Source organism: Streptomyces umbrinus (assembly GCF_030817415.1).
Classification (GTDB): domain Bacteria; phylum Actinomycetota; class Actinomycetes; order Streptomycetales; family Streptomycetaceae; genus Streptomyces; species Streptomyces umbrinus_A.
The window spans coordinates 10,055,827-10,074,755 of record NZ_JAUSZI010000002.1; the positions used below are offsets into that span (position 1 = coordinate 10,055,827).

An 18,929-nucleotide genomic window follows, 5' to 3' on the forward strand; every position below is an offset into this window, starting at 1 on the left:
TTTCAGCAAATCGTGCGGTAGGGCAAGTGGGGAATGTAGGTCCGCCAATCCTTCCGGGACAGGTTTCCTCCGGTGCGCTTGCACACGAACGCGGACATGTACTGCGGGTCGAGCGTGTATTGCTGGTGCTGGTTATGAGAGCCGGCGGCGTAGAGGGTGTCACCGTCTGTGCTGAAGGCGAGTGAAAGAATCTTGTCCCCTGGTGTGGGAAGTGCCAAGCCCAGCTGTTGATTGGAGGCCACGTCCCACAATTGCAGGGTGCCCTTGTCGCCGCCGGTGGCCAGGGTGCGGCCGTCGGCTGAGAATGCGACCGTGGTCACTGCTTCGGTGTCACCGCGTCGTGGGCCGGTGTAGGTGCCGGAGAGCACGCCGAGGCGACGACGGGCGTCACCGTCCCACAAGGTCACTCGGCCCGAGTAGTCGCCGATCGCGAGACGCTTTCGATCCGGGCTGAAGGCGATGGCTGCGATTCCCTGTTGACTGAGAACGCCCTGAACCGATTTGCCTGAGGGCAGGCTGACGACCCGGCCTGAGGTGACAAGGAGTCGGCCATCCGGGCGGAACGCTAGGTTCGCACCACCCGTTCGCGGCAGTGTCTTGAGTTTCACTCGGCGGCGAATATCCCAGATATCGATAATTTCCCCTTGCTTCGCCATGTGGGATAGCGCCAGTCTCTCACCACCTGGATCGAGTGCCATTCCACGGACGGGGTCCGGTCCTATGGCCGTGTCCTCGCCGAATCGGAAAGAAAACGTCACATGGCTGCTGGCGGTGTCCCACACCCTGGCCTCGCGCACGCCGTAGGCAAGGAACTCTCCGTCAGGGCTGAAGGTCATGGGTTTTGGGGCGTGCATGGCGTCGCTGCCATCCATCGGCAGCGGGGTGTCTGGCAGGTCGGCGGTGACCTTGCCGCTGCGCCCGTCCCGCATCTCGATCCGCAACGTCCGGCCATCTTTCCACGCAACACCGAGGTGACGAGCGTGCGGCCCGAAGACTGCTGCGTTCAGGGCTGTCTTGCGCCAGTCGGGGCTGACGGCCAGCCCCAGGTCGAGCGTGCGCACGGATACCTCCGGCGCTGGTTCCGCTCCGCTCAAGTAGCGGATCTTCCGAGCGTCGATGTCGATCCTGACTTGTGAGGGGCGCTCATTGACCAGCGGGTGCCGGTACACGGGTCGGCTCGCGGCGCTCATGCGCCAGACCAAGATCTCGTCGTTCCCTGCGGTCACAACGAACCGTCCGTCCTCGCTGAAGGCGGCGCTCTCCACGGACGCGTGGCGGAGTTGGCGCATCTTGCCGGAAGCGATGTCCCACATGCGGACACTGTCTTCGGACACGACCGCCATGGTGCGGCTGTCGGGGCTGAAGGTGATATGTGACGAATTGCAACTTTTCTGCCTACTCGCGGGGGCCCAACTCGTTCCCACCCGCACGCCGTGCCGGATGTCCCACAGCTCAAGGGGGCGATTGATGGAGCAGACCGCCATGAGACGGTCATCGAGGCTGAGGGATTCGGTGACAACGTCGATCGGAGCCGGATGCTCGAAAAGTGTCCGCTGACGCCTGATGTCCCACAGCCGGATCGTGTGGCGTTCATCGTCGTGGAGAACCAGCAATCGTCCGCTCGGGCTGAACTGCACAATCCCCAACCGCCAGTCGATCGCCTTCCCGATAGGTTGCCGCCTGCCGAGGTCCCAGATCCGGGCATCCCCGACCGAGCCGTCTGCCCGCGTCGACTCCACGGCGATGATCCGCCCATCGTCACTCACGGCACGCACATGGCCAGCATCAAGAGCGGGCACGGTGACCGAGTCGGTTCGCCGATGGCCGACCACATCCCACCGCACCACCCGGTCCTTGTCCACCGTGAGCAGCGTCCGGCCGTCACCACTGAGGCGGGGCCAGTCGTGGCTGGGTGCACGGAAGGTGTCGGCCTCCTTCTGCACCATCGCGCTGAGCAGCGCGGAGCGTGTCTCGGTGACATCAGCGATCCGCCACGCCGCGAGGCTGAGTCGCATCGCGGTGACCGGATCCTCAAACCGCATGCTGTTGGCGATGGAGGCCAGGCGCCGAGCTTCGGCCAGGACGCGCTGACGTTCACCGGCCCGGTTCTGCTGCCAGGCTATGGCGCCGGCTACCAGGGCGAGTACCACCAGCAGGGAGGTGCAGGCCAGCAAGGTCCGGCGCCGACGGGCTCGGCGTGCGTCTGCCGCGCGGCTGGCGTCGAGGAACTGGCGCTCCAGCAGGTTCAGCCGCAGAGGTTTCGGGGAGGTGGCCGCCCAACCCAAGGCATGCCGCAGGGCCGTGCCATGGTAGAGATCGTCCGCCCGCTGCCCATGCTGCTCCCAGGCTCCAGCGGCCTCACCCACCTGTCGATGGATCCGCAGGCCGTCATGGTCCGCCTCCACCCACTCCCGCAGCCGCTGCCAGGCACGCAGTACGGCCGGTCCAGGCGGGCGCACCCCAGTCGGCTCGTGCACCAGCACGCCCGCTGCGGCGAACGCAGTGATCGCCTCATGCACGGCGAGCCGTTCAGCCTCCGGCCGGCCGGACAGCAACTCCTCCTCGCTGGCGGTGCGTACCGTGTCCTGCGACCCGTCCGGTGCCCTGCCAGGTACCACCAGACGGAGCCATATCTCGTGCGCGACCGCTTGAGCGGCAGGGGAGAGGGCTCCGTAGACGGAAGTGGCCACCTCGCCCAGTGCAGGGACCCTGGCAGTGGCCGCCTCGATGGGCACCCGCACCCGTGCCGCCGTACTCGCGCCGGCCTCCAGCACCGCCTGGTCGTCCGCCTGCTCCTCGGTGCCGAGCAGACTCAGTAGTACCGCGGCCGCGCTCGGCCGGTCCTCGGGTTGCTTCGCCAGCGCCTTACGCACCAGTGGCCGCAACGACGGGGGGAGAACCTCCACATCGGGCTCGTGCTCCAGGGCCTTGACCACAACCTCGCCGATGTTCTCGCCCCGAAAGGGCTCACAGCCCGTTGCGGCGAACAACACCACTGCGCCCCACGCGAACACATCGGCAGCGGCCGTGACACGCTGCCCGAACAGAGCCTCGGGCGCGATGTAGCCGAAGGTGCCCTTGGTACTCCCCGGCTCGGTCAGGGTCATCTCCGGTGTGCGGGCGATCCCGAAGTCAATCACGCGGGGTCCGTCCGGACCGAGCAGGACATTGGCCGGCTTCAAATCCCGGTGCACCACGTCGGCCCGGTGGATCGCGGTCAGCGCGGTGGCCACGCCAATGGCCAATCGCAGCAGGTCATCCCCGGTAAACGGCCCGGAGGAGTGCACCGCCGACCGCAAGTCCGCGCCGGCAACGAATTCGCTGACGATGTAGGGGCTTTCCGCGTCCGGATCGGCGGCGAGCACCTTCGCCGTACAAAATGACGCCACCCGCCGCGCCGCCCTGGCCTCTTTGGCGAACTGGGCCCTCGCCTCCGGCCCCGAGGCCACATCGCGGCGTAGCACTTTAAGCGCGACCCGAGATCCATCCTTGTCATACGCCTCGTAGACCACGCCCTGACCGCCGGCCCCAAGTCGGCTGGCCACCCAGTACTCGCCAAGGCGTTGCGGGTCCTCGGGCGCAAGATTGGGGCGATGCATGGGCTACTCCTCGGGGCCGATCACGGCTGCAAGCTCCACAGACACCGGGAGACGCAGACTGATCCTGGGCAGTTCCTCCAAGGGCGCACAGCACCAGCCCCGCGCCCCTCGCTGCTTGCCGTCCGCCCCGGTGAAACGCTGGAATGCAACACACACCGCTGTCAGCGTCACGAAACTCCGCGCACCGACGCACATGCTCAATCGCTACACGGGATCATTCGCACACGGCGTCTGCGGACAAAAGCCGCACCATGGCCATGCTCACCCGTGACTTCCCTGGCTCCGAGATCGCTGTTGGCATGCAGCTCAAGCACGTCGCCACCCGGGCCCTGGCCAACCGGACCACCGCCGGTTACATGGTCAAGGACCCGGCCTGGGCCAAACACCTCGACGACGCCATCGCCGAACGCCGCTTCGACCGTCTCAAGGAACTCTTCGCCGCGGACAGCCGCGGCGAGGCTATCGGCTTCGGCCCCGGCGCCGACCGGATGCGCGAGGCCTTCGCCGCGGTCCGGCAGAAGGCGGAGGAACTCCGAGCCACTGGCCAAGCCCAGCGCGGCGACATCCGCGTCGAGGACAGCCTGCTCCGCCGCACCCGCTTCTCGATCCGCTTCGGCAAGCTCAACCACTGCACCATGAACGACGACGATCCCTCCGGCGCTAAGTGCATCGAGGACGCCATCGTCCCCGAAGGACATCGAGGCCCGCTGCTGGACCGCTGCCAGCCCTCCCGATGCGCCAACAGCATCCTTGCCCCTGAGCACCTGCCGATCTGGAAGGCCGAGCGAGCGTCCCTGAACCGCCTGCGAGACGACACATCCCTGCCCAGGAACCGCCGGGCTCACCTCGACGCACAGCTCTACGAGGTCAACCTCATGATCAAGAAGGTCGAGCAGTGACCGTTTCCCCCAAGACCGAACGGGCTCTTCGCGAGGCGATGGAGCGTCTCCTCGCCAGCACCCCTCAACGCACCGACGGCAAGCTGACGAAGAACAATCTCTGCCGCGAGGCTCAGGTCAGCCGGGCAACGATGAACCGGGCCACTGATGTGCTAGCGGACTGGGACAGTCGCGTCGGGACCAGCCCCGCCGGCCTTCGGGAACAACAACGCGACGCCGAACTCACAGAGCTGCGCAGCAAGCTCCGCAAAAGCCGCGAACAGTGCCGTCAACTCCAAGACCAGGTCGACGCCGCCGCGACCGTCATCATGACCCTCCTCTCGGAGAACGCCGCACTCCGCGAGCACGCCCCCGGAACTTGCAACCGCCCTGTCCGCAACCTCGCCATCGGCGTGCTGAAAACCCTCGGAGCCGACAACATCGCCAAGACCACCCGGGCGATCCGCGACGAACCCCAACGAGCACTCCCCATCCTGGGCATCACCAACGATCCGGACACCTACGGAACTTGATCAAGCCCTGACGTCGGGGTCGACGTGCAGCGCGGGAACACCGTGTTCCCATCAAGGAAACTCCATTGAATCTCCAGCAACATGCGGAAGCGCTCCGCAAGGTAATCGAGCAAGCGGAGCTGACGGATTTGAGGTCCACATCAAGGCCCGTAGCTGTCACTGCTGCAATGATGGGGTTTCGATTACGAACCAGAACACGGGCGACGGCATAGAGCTTTGCGGCTCCTGGAACTAGCCCTGGAGGGCGCGAAATTCATTGGGCCTACATTCAGTGGTCCCCGGAAGCAGAAGGCGTCCACGAAGTCGCGGTAACCGCAGATCACGCACACAAGTGGTGCGCGGAAAATCCGAGGACACAGACGTTGTCATTGACTGCGACGTGCCTGGTCTCTTCCCACACGACCAGTTAGCCGTCGAAGACGACGGAGCAGTCCAGCCGGCCGATGACATCGGTGATCCCCGGAAAGGCCGCGGCCAGCACACCGCCCCTGCTCGAGCACAGCACCGAGGAACCATCAGCAGCCCGCGCTGTGAAAGCCCGGAGGAACCGTCCCACTTCGGTTCGGCAAACCAATTCAACGGGAGGGCCAACGTCTCGACGGGTGTCGCCAGCATCGGCTCGGCGGGAAGCTCGATCACATCGGAGGGGCTACCACAAACCCCTCGTCGGCCGAGGAGGACACGAGGGAAGTTGCTCGTCGAGAGGGGGTGAACTCACCCTGCCAAGATTACAAAGGCCCACCGGTGAAATGGCGCTTTGCCGACCAACTGGCTGGTCGAGGCGTGGTGTTGTGAATGTGGTGCACAGTATGCCAAGTGCCGGATGAGTCATGCCGGGAATCGGGATGTGGGCACCCCCGACACGACCGTCATGAGAAAGGTGCACTTCCGCGCTGGCGTGCGGCCGACTGGTGCAATGTCAACAGGTGTCAATGATCAGTTTGTGCACCGGCGAAATGGCATCGCCCGCAGCATATGCCTAGCGTTGCCGATGCAAGCCCGGCCCCACCACCGGACGAGTGAGGCGCAAGCCGAACTCGCCCGCGGGGGAGCCGAACAGGCCAGCGGCGGGCTGGCCCGGTGAGCGGCAACGAACGCGCCGCATGCACCAGGAGGCGGGCACCAGAGGGCGGCTCCAACTACCGTCCCGGCACCCGCTCTCGCCAGCGCAAAACCAGGCCCCTGCCAGGGCCTGTGCATAACGACTCCCAGCAGAGTCACCACTAGCAGATCTGAGGAACCACTGGGGTCTTCCACCGGCGTGTTCGGGCACGTCGGCGGTGCTCTGGATAGACCAGTGCGCGGCGTGAGAACAGCGCGGCCGCTGGACTTTCATGAGAGAAGGCCCCCCGAGCCAGACGGGGCGAACTGCATGACCTCCAAGCACGCGACGGACCAGCCGGCACCGCGCACCACCGTGTCGGCTCACCGCCGATGCTCCTGGGCTCAGCCGGACCGTACGAAGGACCTCGGCCCAGTCGGGCTGAGCGGCTTGCATCCGCCAGCGCTCGTCGGCGTCGTTCGAGCTGGTCACGAACTACCAGGCCCGTGGCGGGCCTTGCACCAGGGGAGAGCATTTCCTCCCCTGGTGAGCGACGCACTGCAGGAGCGAGGCGTGCTCCCAGTAACTGCTCCTGTCGTGCTGCAGTGAAGAACGGTTGAGGCTCGCTGCTTCGAGGCATGTGTCGTAGCCAATACGCCCCTGGCATCGCAAACCTCCCGGATCTCGCATGTGAAGGAGCGCACCGGTGATCCACCCCCACCCTGAAGCGTCCGACTCTGACGAGTTCAAAGGCTTCAACGAAGCCCGGCGAGTCATGTGGTGCCATGAGGCTCGTGCCCGCGTGTACGAGCGGTTCGAGCAGACGAGCTTCATCGGTGACACGAACGTTGCAGCGGTCCACGTCGACAACACCACCAGGGCAGACCGTGTGTTCCTCGTGGCATTCGACAAGGCCGGCCAGCAGGTCGGCGTCGACACGCTCTACATCGACGAGCCGAATCAACCCCTCGATATCGCGCCTGAGTTCGACCACGACTTAACCGGCATGAACGTCGTGCCGGACTCTCAGCTTGATCAGGCCATCTCTCGCGAGAACGGCTGGGTCGTCAACCTGAAGGTACTGCGCGAGTATGACCCCTTGGCCGATCGCCGGGCCACGCAGCGCGCGGTGTTCCTGGCGCATCTGCAGGACATGATGAAGAACGGTGATGTCCGCGGATTCCTGTTTGGCCGGGGTGAGTCCGACGACACTGACGCGGCGTGAGAGACCATGACCGCGTACCTCAGAAAACCCCGTCGGCAGCCTGGCGGGGTTTTCTGATCTCTGACGCTGTTACAGTGCTGCTTTTCGCAACAGGGGAGGGGATCAGCGCAGCTGATCCGGGTGTCGGATCCAGGTCGAGTGCTTTGCGGGGAGACGTGCCGTGGACCGGCTCACGCCGGTCCCGGGTAACGCCTCGCGGTGAGCCCTACGAGGCCCCGCAGTTCGTCTTCGGCGCCTTCGACTTCCAGGAGCGGCAACCATGAGCAAGCCGCTGAGCATGGAGGACCTCACGGGCAAGTTCCACAGCAGCCGCGCTGGCGTCTACCGTGGCGAGACCATGATCTGGCAGGTCCCTGAGGGAAGTCTCTACCGCGTCGTCCAGCGTCTGGACCTGGCCGAGTTCGAGATTGCGACCCTCGTCCCCACCGGGTAGATCACGCTTCTGGCCCTGCACAAAGAAGCAGACGGCGTCGCCGACCAGGATGAAGCGATGAACCGCTGGCTGGACATCCAGAACCTTCCCCCGACCTCGAGCGGCACTGAGTGGCAGAGCCCAGGACCGAAGCGTGACCGCCTTCGCCGATTCCGGGCTCACGCTGGACGACGTCCTCGATCTGAGCACAGCGCTCGATCTCGGCGATGCGAAGATCGAGCTGCTCAGCGAGTACAAGCTCGAATACCCGCAGGACTATGCGCCGGATGGCATCCGGTCCATGAACGACTAGGTCGAGCAGCTGCACCAGCTGCTCGCACGACTGATGGACCTGCAGGCCCGCCGGGAAGCGGAGTCCTCCGCCTGAGATGACGACGATGCCCTGACCGCCTCGTGGCGATCAGGGCATCGAATCAGGCTCGGTTGCGGCAGTGCCGCCCTGCCGGGTCGTCACACCGGCGGGATGAGCAGGGAGGCCCCCGCGTAGATGAGATCCGGATTCTGGATCTTGTTCGTCTCGACCAGGATGCCGATCGGCATCCTGGTCGTCCCCGAGATCGCGGTGAGCGTATCGCCTGGCTTGATGGTGTATGGCTTCGCCTTCGGCGCGGGCTTCGCCTCGGCCGGTGCACCCGATCCGTTGGGCTTGTCCTCGTCGCCGCGACCCGGCGTCGGATCCTGGCCTGCCTCGTTCTCGTCCTGCTTCCCCGTGCCGCCCTCGCTCGGCTGCTGGGCGCTGCCGCCTCCGGCGTTCTTCTCGCCGGGATTCACCGGTGCCTCGGCCGGGGCGTGATTGCCCTGCAGCGCCTGGATGAAGCCGCCGTCGGACGTCGCGAGCTGCGTCAGGCCCCATCCGGCGAAGAGCGCCGCTCCGCCCACCATGACGCTGGCGGCGATGACGGGTCCGTTGCCGAAGCCCATCGGGCCGGCGTGACTCCCGGCCACTGCTCTCGTCTGCGCCGACGGCCTCGACGCCGTCCCCACTGGCCTTTGAATCGTAGCCGTCATCTCTATCCCAGATCCTTTCCGAATACCGCAGCCGGCCATTCGTTCCTGACTCAGCACTCTACTCGTGGTCGAATCAAAGTTGATAGAATGAGGAATCGAATGGCAGTCAGAATCCTGTCCCATAGCCGCCCCATGGACCTCTGAACCACCGACCGCCAGACCGAGCGAAGGAACCGCACCACCATGGCCAACTACTCCATCTCCGCCAGCCAGATCACCGAGGGCAAGAACGTCTTCATCCGCGGGAAGCTCGGCTTCGCCGTACTCGCCCGCCTCATCGACGGTGCGGAGCTGGTCGCCAGCGACCAGCGCAAGACGCAGAACGGCATGACCCCCGTCGGCAAACCGCACATCACAGCGACGATCATTCACGCCGAGGTTCAGTTCGCCGATCCGAACAACCCCACCCCCGAAGAGCAGTTCGTCTCCGAGCGCCGCTACGACTCCCCGAAGCGGCCCGAAACCGGATCCAACTACTCCATCGACTCCAAGGGCAGCACACTGCCGGTCATCGCGATCCCTTCCTCGAAAGGCGACGGCACCTACGACCAGGACGAGTCCGGCCAGGAGCTCGCGCAGGGACTCGACGTCACGCTCGTGTTGCGCACCTACAAGCCGAAGAACTTCAGCAACCGCGGTCTGGCCCTCGAACAGGTGATCGTCCACGAGGCGCCGCGCTACTACAACGCCAACGGCGTCGACCCGGCTGAGCTGGCTGCGCGTGGCATCGTCCTCAACGGCACGCCGCGCCACCTTCAGGCCACTCCTGCCAGTGCTGCCCCTGCCGTCGCCATGCCGGTGACGACCGAGGTGGAGGACGGCCTGTCCTTCCCGGCCCCGCAGCCAGCGTCGGCACCTGTGGCCGTGGCCGCGCAGGCTCCGGTTCAGGTTCAGGCCCCGGCGACCGCCGTGGCTGCGCCCGTCGCTGCTGCTCCTGCTCCGGTTGCTGTTCCGGTCGCAGCTCCTGCCCCGGCTCCTGCCCAGCAGGAGACCCTGGAGGAGAAGCTCGCGCGTCTTGAGGCCGAGAACGCCTCCCTCAAGAACAACGGTTCGCCCGTGGGCGCGCCGGTGGCCACCGACCCCTGGAACGGCTCCGGCCAGGCCCAGCAGGCGGGGATCACCTACCAGGACTGATTTCACGCTGACCATCGAGGAGACCCCCCTACTCGCATCCGTGCAGTACGGGGGTCCTGTCTTTCTCTTCCCCTCCTGACTACGCCGATCGAAAGCGTGCGTCCCACGATGACTCCAGCCGACCCCCATGCCTGGTTCCCGCAGTTCTACGGCAACCCCGCGATCCGCACTCTCGCCAGTGCCTGTCGGTGGACCATCTCCGGACAGATCGAGGAAGAGACCCCCGACGATCCCGCCAAGGCGCCGAAGCGCAAGGTTCCGATCGACGTACGGCACCTGCTCGCCGGCTGCACGTCCGGCTGCAAGCACGCCGGTCCACTACGCGGAGCTTTCGCCCTGGACGAGACCTGCCTGCTCACCCTTGGCGAACTCACCGCGGTGATGCCGAGCGCCGCGAACACCGCCTTCTACCTCCAAGCCCAGACTGACGGGCTGCTCGTCCTCGACATCGAGGCCGACTGCCCGCCAGGTGTGGCCACAGACCTGCTGCGGCTGCCGGGCATCCTCTACTCGGAGCTGTCGATGTCCGGCCAGGGCTTCCATCTCGTCATGCCGCTGCCGAAGAACTTCCACGACTTCCCCGTAGCCGCCGGCAAGCGTGTCCTGCGTGAGGAACACGGCTGGTACGAGCTGCTCCTGGACCACTGGTCGACCTTCACCCGCCAGCCGGTACCCGATCGCATCGTCGCCCGTGTCAACGCAGCAACCAACGCGCCGGCCTTCGCCTCCATCGAGGACCTCTACGCGCAGCTGGCCGTGAACGCCAGCGAGAGCTCCGGTGCTTCAGCGTCAGCTGTCGACACTGCTGAGGACATGCCCGACATCCCGTACTCGCAGGCGATCGTTGAGCAGACCCTGGCCAGTGCACGCCAGCGGCTCCGGGATCCCGGCGACTTCAACCACGACATGTCCCGCTGGGAGTTCTCGGTTCTCGCCTTGCTCTACGGCTGGATGCGGACGCAACTGCGCGCCTACAGCGCGCTCGGCGTCGAGTACTCGACGGGCGATACCGCGTGGTTGCTCTACAAGGCGGCGGTCGATGTCATCCCTGCGCGCCCCAAGCACAGCGAGCGGCGCAACGGCCGGCCCTTCCTCCTCGACCGGGCGGCTGCGCTCGTGGCGGATCGGGCGGCAGGTTCCTCGTCGACAAACTGACGCTCTGTTCCTGCTGCTTCTGTTCCTGGTTCATCTGCTGCCTCCCGCAGCGGGTGAGGTGGGTGACGGGCGCTGCAGCGGGGCCGTGCACAGGTGGGGGACAGTGCTGGATCGCGCGGAGCGCGATCGGGTGGCGATGTGCAGCGGGGCTCCATCGCCACCCATGGCGGGAGTGCAGGTCTCCGCCAGGTTCCGATGGCGCGGTCCGCGCCGCGGGACCGTTCACGGCCCATGAAGCCTTGGCGACGCCGAGAGCAGTAGCGCCGTCCTCCGACATCTCTTCTCTTTCTCTCTTCCTCGCCCGCGCACAGAAAAGACATCGACATGAAGTTCAATGACACCCTGACGACCCTCATCAAGCAGTCGCTTGAGGTCGGCGCGACGCCCGCTCTCATGGGCGAACCCGGCATCGGCAAGTCCAGCTTCGTCGAGGACCTGGCCTACTCCATGGGCACGCAGGCTTTCACGCTGCCGTGCAACCAGCTCGCCGACAAGGCCGACCTCACCGGTGCGCGTCTGGTGCTGTACACCAAGGACGACGGCACGCAGAGCTACAAGCAGGTCTTCTACCCGCACCAGGTGATTCAGGAGTGCATCGACTACGCCGAGAAGAACCCGCGTGAGTGGCCGATCCTCTTCCTCGATGAGATCAACCGCACCACCTCCGACGTCACCTCCGGCGCGCTGACCCTGGTCACGCTGCGCCGTATGGGGTACGTCGAGCTGCCCAAGAACGTCCGCATCGTGGTGGCCGGCAACGACAGGGGGAACGTCACCTCGCTCGACGAGGCGAGCCTGTCCCGCTTCGCGATCTTTCACGTCGAGCCCGACGCCGCCACCCTCATGTCTGTCCTCGGCGACAACATGAACCCCTGGGTGAAGACGGTGCTCACGCAGTATCCCGGGCTGATCTTCCAGAAGTCGACGCCCGCGGCCATCGTCGTGGACGGTCAGGACGACGACAACAACGGCAACGTCACGATGGCCGATCTGTTCGACGGCGGCGAGGAGATGAACCAGCTCACCACGCCGCGCACCATCGACAACCTGTCGAAGTGGCTCAACGCGGCCGATCCGCAGCAGCTGGCGCAGTACCTGGCCACCCCGATCCAGATCGGCGACCGCGAGACCTCGCTGCTGAACGAGGCCATCGAGGCCTACGTCGGGGACACCATGTTCACCACGCAGCTCGTGGCCACCATCGCTCAGGACCTGGCGAGCAACGCCGGCGGCGTGCAGCACAACCGGGTGAACGTCCCGAAGCCGAACTGCTACCAGAGCCTGAAGGCCGCAGCGACCATGACCGACATGGCCGCGGTCATCGCGACGCTGACCGAGAACGAGAAGTCCGGGTCGCTGCTGTACGCGCTCAAGGAGAGCAAAGACAACGCGCGCCTCATCGAGCAGCTGGCCCAGACCATCACCCAGATCGAGCCGGAGCACACCCGCACGCTCATCGAGATGGTGACCAACCAGCAGATCGACCACCAGAACCTGGAGGCCTTCATGGAGGTCGACACTCCGATCGTCAACCAGACCAAGCCGATCCTCTCGGCCTTCCTCTGATCGCTCGCTCACCGGTGGTGGGGGACTGCTGCGGTGCAGTCCTTGCTGCAACTCCCCACCACCGGCGGCCTTCTGCCGCTGCCTTGTCCTCAGAAGGAGACCACGACCCATGACGATCACCGTCACGAACCAGAAGCCGGCCGTACTCGACGCACTGCACACCATCTCGTGCACCGGTGATTACGACCCGATGCCGGCGATCCAGCAGACCCTCATCGACCCGCTCCTGGAGCCGTTGAACCCCAACGCCCCGGCGAACATCACCGACGCCCAGGGCACTGATCTGACGGGGAACATCCCGGATCTGGTCCTGAGCTGCCTCGGCGAAACACTGAACGTGGCCAGCCAGCAAACCCTCAAGGAGCTGCTCGGGCAGACCCTGATCAACTTCGACCAGGGCACACCGCTGCCGGTCGCCGAGCTCTTCGCCGTCCAGGCCGGACAGCAGAACAAGATGCCCGCGCCCTCCCCGCGGGTGCTCTACACCGCGCAGGCCGATGTCCTCCCGGCCGCGAAGGCTCTGCTGGCGGGGACCGGCGACGAGAGCGCCTTCTTCGCCTCGATCGCCTACACCTTCCACCCCGACACCCTCGGGTTCTGGTTCCAGTCCTCCGCCGCCTTCGACGACTTCAAGAGCTGGCTGTCCCAGCAGACACAGACGATGGCCAGTGCGCTGCCGCCGGCCACCACCAAGCTGCTCAACGACTTCACGACCCTGTCCCTGAAGGGGCTCACCGAGTCGCTGCTGGTGCGCAAGGACGACTCTGACGCCAACGATGAGCACTCCTTCGCCCGCGTGCTCGTGCACATGCTCATGAACTACGTCGAGCAGCAGCGGGCCCAGGCCAGCCAGCACAACACCGCTCTGGACACCGGCGTCCTGCCGTTCACGGTCGGGGAGCTGTTCTGCCCGCGCTCCCTCGTCCTGGTCAACGTCGAGGCCCATGCCCGGGCCGCCGCGGCGAAGATCACGGGGGAGTGGAACCTCATCAACCAGTCGCTGGCTTCGCCGGTGAAGGTCGTCTCGAACACGTCGCTGTCCAAGCTCACATCGCTGCCTCGGGCCGCCGCCCGGGCCGCCGCCCTGGGAGCCCATCAGCAACCGGGCCAGCCTGGCAGCCGTAGCGCCCAGGTGGCGTTCCGCAAGCAGCCGCCGAGCAAGCTCGACCTGCTCAAGGACATCACCCGTGTGCTGCGCCGGCTGGGCAAGGTCAACAAGTCGCAGAACATCTTCTGCACGACGAAGGCGACCTTCCTCAAGGCCAACCGCCGGAACCCGGACGACTTCAACAAGCCCGGCCGGATCACCTCGGTGCAGTACATGCCCGACCTGCACATCTACATCGACACCTCCGGTTCGATCTCCGAGGAGAACTACCAGGAGGCGGTCATGATGCTCATCCGGATCGCCAAGAAGCTCAACATCGACTTGTACTTCAACTCGTTCAGCCACTTCCTGTCCCAGGAGGTGATGCTGCGCACGAAGAACAAGTCGACGACTCAGATCTGGAAGGAGTTCCGCAGGATCCCGAAGGTATCGGGCGGAACGGAGTACGCGCAGATCTGGCAGTACATCAACGCCAGCCCCGTGCGCCAGCGCAGGCTCTCGCTCATGGTGACCGACTTCGACTGGCTGCCGCCGGCCACGCGTCAGGACCACCCGAAGAACCTGTACTACGCACCGTGCTCCGCCATGAACTGGTCGTTCATGGTTGACCTGGCAAAACGCTACGCCGACTCGATGCAGCACATCGATCCGAGCATCCGGCAGCGGCTCCTCGGCATGGTCGTCTGACCCTGCTGCCCCAAGAACTGCCAAGAGCGGTGCTGTCCACCTCCTCGGGCCGGCACCGCCTGTGGCGCCCTCTGACGCTCTCTCATCCCTCACGCCGAGTAGTCCGCGCTGGAGGATCCGCTGATGCAAAGCGCGTCAACGAGGTTCTCGAAGCGGTCGGCGGCGGATGAGCAATGACCGAGGGCGCGCACCTTTTCCCCGTCGACGCTGGCGAGGCGCTCGCCCCCGTGCTCGCCACCGGTGAGGTCGTGACCCCGCGGGAAAACGCAACCTCACCATGTGCCGAGGCGCGTGATGGCGTACTTGGTCCCCAAGTCATCGTCGACGACGGCTTCGAGTGGTTCGTCACTCAGGAAACAGTTGTCAAGCTGCGCAAGCCGGAAGGGGGCTGAACAAACTATGAAGCTGTGGCAGGTGACCCGCACAGACGGCTACGGACGTGACGAGTATGACGCCGTCGTGGTCCGTGCCGAGAACAAGGACGAGGCGCTGCGTACCGTCTGCGGTGGCCCCAGCAGAGATCCCGCACTGGCATCGATTCAGTACTTCGATGACGAGCCGTTGCGGGGGTTCCGCCTCGACCGGTCCAACGCCAAGGTCGAGGAGCTTACTTCCGAGGGGCCACCCGGCATGGTCATTGGGAGCTTCAACGCTGCATGACCCGTGCTGAGATCGAAAGCCAGTCTGGCCTGCGCGCGACCTCCCCTCCCAGGACGTGGAGGAACTCGGAAACCCGGCCGACATCGCCGCGGAGATCGTCGCTGATCTTCGCAAGGCGGTCGCCGCTTTCGAAGTGGTTGCCGCCGCGCTTACCAAGCCGGCGCCCACCACCGTGCCAGGCGATATCGAGGTCAGCTGACCATGCCGCTCCTCGAAAACCGTCAAGAGCAGTGCCGCTTTTAACGGCTCCTGACTTCCCTCTCACCTATCCGTATCCCTGCTCGGGACACCGTGGCGCATCCATTCAGCGCGCCACCACGCCGAGCGACCCGCACCGAAGGAGGACCCGGTGGGTCTCAGCAACTTCACACCCGGCGGCTCCGACGACGACAAGGGCAACGGCGGTGGCGGCAGCTTCCCTCCGCAGTTCCCGCCCGTGGGACTGCCGTCCAGCGGTGGCAGCGCCGACGACGTCAAGGAGCTCCTCGTCGACTACAACGAGAAGTTCAAGAATGCCGATCCGACCATGTTCCGTGACACGCTCATCGGGCAGGTCCTCTCGGTCGTCATCAGCAAGACCAAGCCCAACGCTCTGCTGGTCGGTTCCGCCGGCGTCGGCAAGACGAAGATCGTCGAGGACATTGCACGGCGCATCGCGCTCGGTGACACCCTCATCCCGGACCAGCTCAAGGGCCACACGATCTACGAGCTGCCCATCACCAACATCATCGCCGGGACCGGCGTCGTCGGCTCGTTGGAGGAGAAGGTCAAGGCGATCGTCGAGTTCGCGTCGGATCCCAAGAACAAGGCCATCCTGTTCATGGACGAGATCCACCAGATCACCGGAGGGTCCGGCAGCCATGGCGACGCCGTCGGCCGTAAGATCTCGCAGATCCTCAAGCCGGCACTTGCCCGCGGTGACATGTCCGTCATCGGCGCGACCACCAGCACGGAGTCTCGGGCCTTCGACGAGGACCCGGCCTTCGCCCGCCGCTTCACCCGGCTCATCGTCGACGAGCTGAGCGTGGAACAGACGCTGGCCGTGATGACCACGGTCCGGCCCGGCCTGATGGCGCATTACCGTCACCAGATCGGGGTCTCCGACGACGTCCTGGCCTCGGTGGTGCAGATCGCCGAAGTAAACTCCCGGGCCGGCCAGCACCGGCCGGACAATGCCATCACCCTGCTCGACCGCGCGATGGCTGACCGGGTCCTGGAGCAGAAGAAGCTCATCGTCCAGGCCGAGAACGCCGGTGACACGGCACTCGCGCAGGCCTTGCGGTCCATCCCGCAGGTGCCGCTGACGAGCACCCGTGTGCTCGATGTGGCCAAGCGCCTGATGACCGGAAACGCCCGGCGCAAGGACCTCGACGTTGCCGCGCTGAGCGCCACGCTCACCAGCCGCCTGCAGGGCCAGGACGACGTGCTCGCCAAGCTCACGGACCGTCTGGCCCGCGAAGAGCTCGACCTGTTCCCGACGAAGACGCCCATGACGTGGCTGTTCGCCGGGGCCTCGGGTGTGGGTAAGACCGAGGCGGTCAAGATCATCGCTGAGGAGACGACCGGCACCGAGCCGATCATCCTCAACATGACCGAATTCCACACCGAGTGGTCGACGTCGAAGATCATCGGCTCGCCTCCCGGCTATGTCGGATCGGACTCCAACCAGGAGCTCCCGTTCGACACGCTGGAGTCCAACCCCCACCGGGTGATCCTGCTCGACGAGTTCGAGAAGGCTGACAAGGCCGTGCAGCGCCTGTTCCTCTCGGCGTTCGACGAAGGCTACATCCGCAATGCCCATGGCAAGGTGCTGGACTTCTCCAAGGCCCTGGTCATCTGCACGACCAACGCCGCCAGTGTTTCGCTCGACGGCAAGGTGATCGGCTTCGGCAACAACCCGAAGACCATCTCGAACCGGAGCCTCAACAAGACACTGGGGCAGTTCTTCGATGCCGAGCTGCTGGGTCGGTTCTCACTGGTTGTGGGGTTCAACCCCATCGACCGGCAGACCTACCGGCAGATCATGGCCGCCGACTACGAGCGGCAGCGTGAGCGGATCGTCGAGGCCAAGCCGCGGCTGGCCCAGGCGCTGCCCGTGTCGATGCCCGACGACGAGCTGCGCGCCATCGAGGAGACAACCTACGTGGATTCTCAGGGTGCGCGGCCGGCGTGCAAGGCTGTTCGCGCCTGGATCGAGGACCACCTGCTCGCTGCCCAGACCGGCGGCGCAGCCTCGGTATCCCCGTCGGACGACTGAGCGGCCGTTCGCATCGCGCCGAGGGCTCCTGTTCCGGGTGTTCCGGAACAGGAGCCCTCGGAGCCATGTCCGTCGACGACATCACGGCGGCGCTGGCCCGGGCCCTGACCAGCATCGCGGGGCCGAACACGCTCCCGCGTCGGGCGGCCGGGCCTGGAACAGACAGCAGCCGCCGCCGGCCCGGCTCCGAGGGGCCAGCCGGTGCCACCCCACTTGACAGGAAGTGACATGACCGAGGAGATCCGGACCACCGCAGGGCGCCCGATCGGGGCACGCGGTCTGAAGACTCGCAGCCAACTGCTGCGCTGTCTCAAGGAGTTGCTGGCCGAGCACGGGTATCACGCGACGAGAGTGATCGATGTCGCCCGTCGCGCGCGTACCTCGCCCGCGACCTTCTATCAGTACTTCGCAGACGTCGACGCGGCCGTCCTGGACCTGGCCCGGCCCGTGGCGCAGGAGGGAAGCGACGGACTGATCTACGCGGAGATCGGCAGTGGGTGGGGCGGCGGGCGTCACGAGGCTGGGAGCACGGTGGACGCCTTCTTCGCGTTCTGGCGGGAGCATGAGGTGGTCCTGCGGGTGGTCGACCTGCGGGCGGCCGAGGAGGACATCCGGTTCACCGAGCTCCGCCGCCGCATGCTCTCCGGTCTCCTGGGGCACCTTGAGTACGCGATCACCGCTCGTCCGTCATCACCTGTCGGCGCGACGGACGAATCCTTCGCTGCGGCCGAGGCGCTGACGGTGCTGCTTGCCGCGGCCGCCGGGCGCCAAGACCCCGAGACAGCGGACGCACAGGTGCGCCAGATGCTGGTCGAAGTCATCGCCCGGGCCGTGTCCGGCGGAACCGTCGCCGTCCAGCTGCCGACTGCGTGACCCGTCATGGACGCGAGTCGAGCACGCGATGTCCGACCGGCGACACGCTCGCGGTCGTGATGTGGCGCGCCAACCCCGGCCCAGACGGGCGGGATACCCGCCACAACCCTCTCGGGAGTACCGCGTTGGTCGTGACCACCAATGTGATCGACACGCTGATCGGGCGGCCACGGGCCAGTGACGGCTCCGGCCAGCCCGCACCTGGCCGGACCGACCTTCCCCACCAGACGACTTCGGGGCCCCGCCTCCCGGCCGGGCACCACTGATTCCACCGCCCATGGGCAGTGCAAAGGACGTCCGTCATGTCACTGTCTCTCTCAGCTCGAGAGGCACCTGCTGGGCGCCGCCGAGGTGCTGCGTGGCCCGCTGAGCCCGCACCCATATCAGGACCATCTGCTGCCGCTCGTCTTCCTGCAGCATGCCAGCGACGTACCTCACCCTCACGCCCTCATTGCTCAGAAAGGGGGACAGCCATGTCCACCATGCTCCCCGAACCTCTGCTCCAAGAGCACCGAAAGCGAGCCATGGAGCTCTCTGCCGCGGCCCGAGCGAACCTCACCACCCATGTCCGGAGCGCAGATGAACTCCGCGAACTGGGCCTCATGCTTGGCCTGATCGAGGTCGATCCCGCAGGATCCCTCGTCACGGCCTGTCCCTGGGATCTCGATGCCGGCGATGGTCCCGACCGGCGCTCGGACTCGACCTCGAAGTGAGGTGAGCTGCCGCTGATGAACGACCGCGCGCCTGGGTAGCGCGCGGTGTCCGGGGCGT

The 18,929-nt window shown here is 65.9% G+C and carries 18 protein-coding genes; 16 read left to right on the forward strand and 2 right to left on the reverse strand.

The annotated features are described in order from the left end of the window. Positions 1-2: 2 nt before the first annotated feature. On the reverse strand, positions 3-3,599 hold the full coding sequence (locus QF035_RS44570) for a WD40 repeat domain-containing serine/threonine protein kinase (protein ID WP_307527436.1): 3,597 nt from the start codon (positions 3,597-3,599) through the stop codon (positions 3-5). 251 nt (positions 3,600-3,850) lie between these two features. On the opposite strand from QF035_RS44570, the gene QF035_RS44575 reads away from it, so the two are divergent. From QF035_RS44575 to QF035_RS44595, 5 genes are all read left to right on the forward strand, one after another. Continuing rightward, entirely contained in the window at positions 3,851-4,498 is a 648-nt protein-coding gene (locus tag QF035_RS44575; RefSeq protein ID WP_307527438.1) for a hypothetical protein, read from the forward strand. After that, positions 4,495-5,010 carry a hypothetical protein gene (locus QF035_RS44580; RefSeq protein WP_307527440.1) on the forward strand — a complete coding sequence of 172 codons (516 nt, stop codon included), beginning with the start codon at positions 4,495-4,497 and terminating at the stop codon, positions 5,008-5,010. Before QF035_RS44575 ends, QF035_RS44580 begins: the two co-directional genes overlap by 4 nt. Before the next feature lie 1,748 nt (positions 5,011-6,758). Further along, complete coding sequence (locus tag QF035_RS44585; RefSeq protein ID WP_307527442.1) at positions 6,759-7,277, forward strand: hypothetical protein; 519 nt, start codon at positions 6,759-6,761, stop codon at positions 7,275-7,277. 259 nt (positions 7,278-7,536) lie between these two features. Next, a complete protein-coding gene (locus QF035_RS44590; protein WP_307527444.1) occupies positions 7,537-7,710 on the forward strand; it encodes a hypothetical protein in 174 nt (57 codons plus the stop codon). 133 nt (positions 7,711-7,843) lie between these two features. After that, positions 7,844-8,002: a hypothetical protein gene (locus tag QF035_RS44595; RefSeq protein WP_307527446.1), complete on the forward strand. Its 159-nt coding sequence runs from the start codon at positions 7,844-7,846 to the stop codon at positions 8,000-8,002. Positions 8,003-8,160: 158 nt separating this feature from the next. On the opposite strand, the gene QF035_RS44600 is transcribed toward QF035_RS44595, so the two are convergent. Further along, entirely contained in the window at positions 8,161-8,631 is a 471-nt protein-coding gene (locus QF035_RS44600) for a LysM peptidoglycan-binding domain-containing protein (RefSeq protein ID WP_307527448.1), read from the reverse strand. Between the two features lie 270 nt (positions 8,632-8,901). Between QF035_RS44600 and QF035_RS44605 the strand changes: the two genes are divergently transcribed. The 11 genes from QF035_RS44605 to QF035_RS44655 all read left to right on the forward strand — a co-directional run bounded on the left by QF035_RS44605 (position 8,902) and on the right by QF035_RS44655 (position 18,871). After that, positions 8,902-9,852 (forward strand): hypothetical protein, encoded by a 951-nt coding sequence (locus tag QF035_RS44605; protein ID WP_307527450.1) that lies wholly within the window; start codon positions 8,902-8,904, stop codon positions 9,850-9,852. Positions 9,853-9,960: 108 nt separating this feature from the next. Further along, positions 9,961-11,007, forward strand: a complete 1,047-nt coding sequence (locus QF035_RS44610; RefSeq protein ID WP_307527452.1) for a hypothetical protein — start codon at positions 9,961-9,963, stop codon at positions 11,005-11,007. Between the two features lie 324 nt (positions 11,008-11,331). Then, complete coding sequence (locus QF035_RS44615; protein ID WP_307527454.1) at positions 11,332-12,573, forward strand: AAA family ATPase; 1,242 nt, start codon at positions 11,332-11,334, stop codon at positions 12,571-12,573. Between the two features lie 109 nt (positions 12,574-12,682). Then, entirely contained in the window at positions 12,683-14,368 is a 1,686-nt protein-coding gene (locus tag QF035_RS44620) for a hypothetical protein (RefSeq protein ID WP_307527456.1), read from the forward strand. A gap of 173 nt (positions 14,369-14,541) precedes the next feature. Further along, positions 14,542-14,760: a hypothetical protein gene (locus QF035_RS44625; RefSeq protein ID WP_307527458.1), complete on the forward strand. Its 219-nt coding sequence runs from the start codon at positions 14,542-14,544 to the stop codon at positions 14,758-14,760. A gap of 7 nt (positions 14,761-14,767) precedes the next feature. Continuing rightward, the gene (locus QF035_RS44630; RefSeq protein WP_307527459.1) at positions 14,768-15,028 is read left to right on the forward strand and encodes a hypothetical protein; all 261 of its coding nucleotides are present in this window, start codon (positions 14,768-14,770) and stop codon (positions 15,026-15,028) included. Positions 15,029-15,083: 55 nt separating this feature from the next. Beyond that, positions 15,084-15,227, forward strand: coding sequence for a hypothetical protein (locus QF035_RS44635; protein ID WP_307527461.1), 144 nt, complete (start codon positions 15,084-15,086; stop codon positions 15,225-15,227). A 150-nt stretch (positions 15,228-15,377) separates the two neighbouring features. Then, positions 15,378-17,285, forward strand: a complete 1,908-nt coding sequence (locus QF035_RS44640) for an AAA family ATPase (protein ID WP_307527463.1) — start codon at positions 15,378-15,380, stop codon at positions 17,283-17,285. A 228-nt stretch (positions 17,286-17,513) separates the two neighbouring features. After that, complete coding sequence (locus tag QF035_RS44645) at positions 17,514-18,158, forward strand: TetR family transcriptional regulator (protein WP_307527465.1); 645 nt, start codon at positions 17,514-17,516, stop codon at positions 18,156-18,158. A gap of 131 nt (positions 18,159-18,289) precedes the next feature. Next, positions 18,290-18,424, forward strand: a complete 135-nt coding sequence (locus QF035_RS44650; RefSeq protein WP_307527468.1) for a hypothetical protein — start codon at positions 18,290-18,292, stop codon at positions 18,422-18,424. Between the two features lie 207 nt (positions 18,425-18,631). Next, positions 18,632-18,871, forward strand: coding sequence for a hypothetical protein (locus tag QF035_RS44655; protein WP_307527470.1), 240 nt, complete (start codon positions 18,632-18,634; stop codon positions 18,869-18,871). Positions 18,872-18,929: the final 58 nt, after the last annotated feature.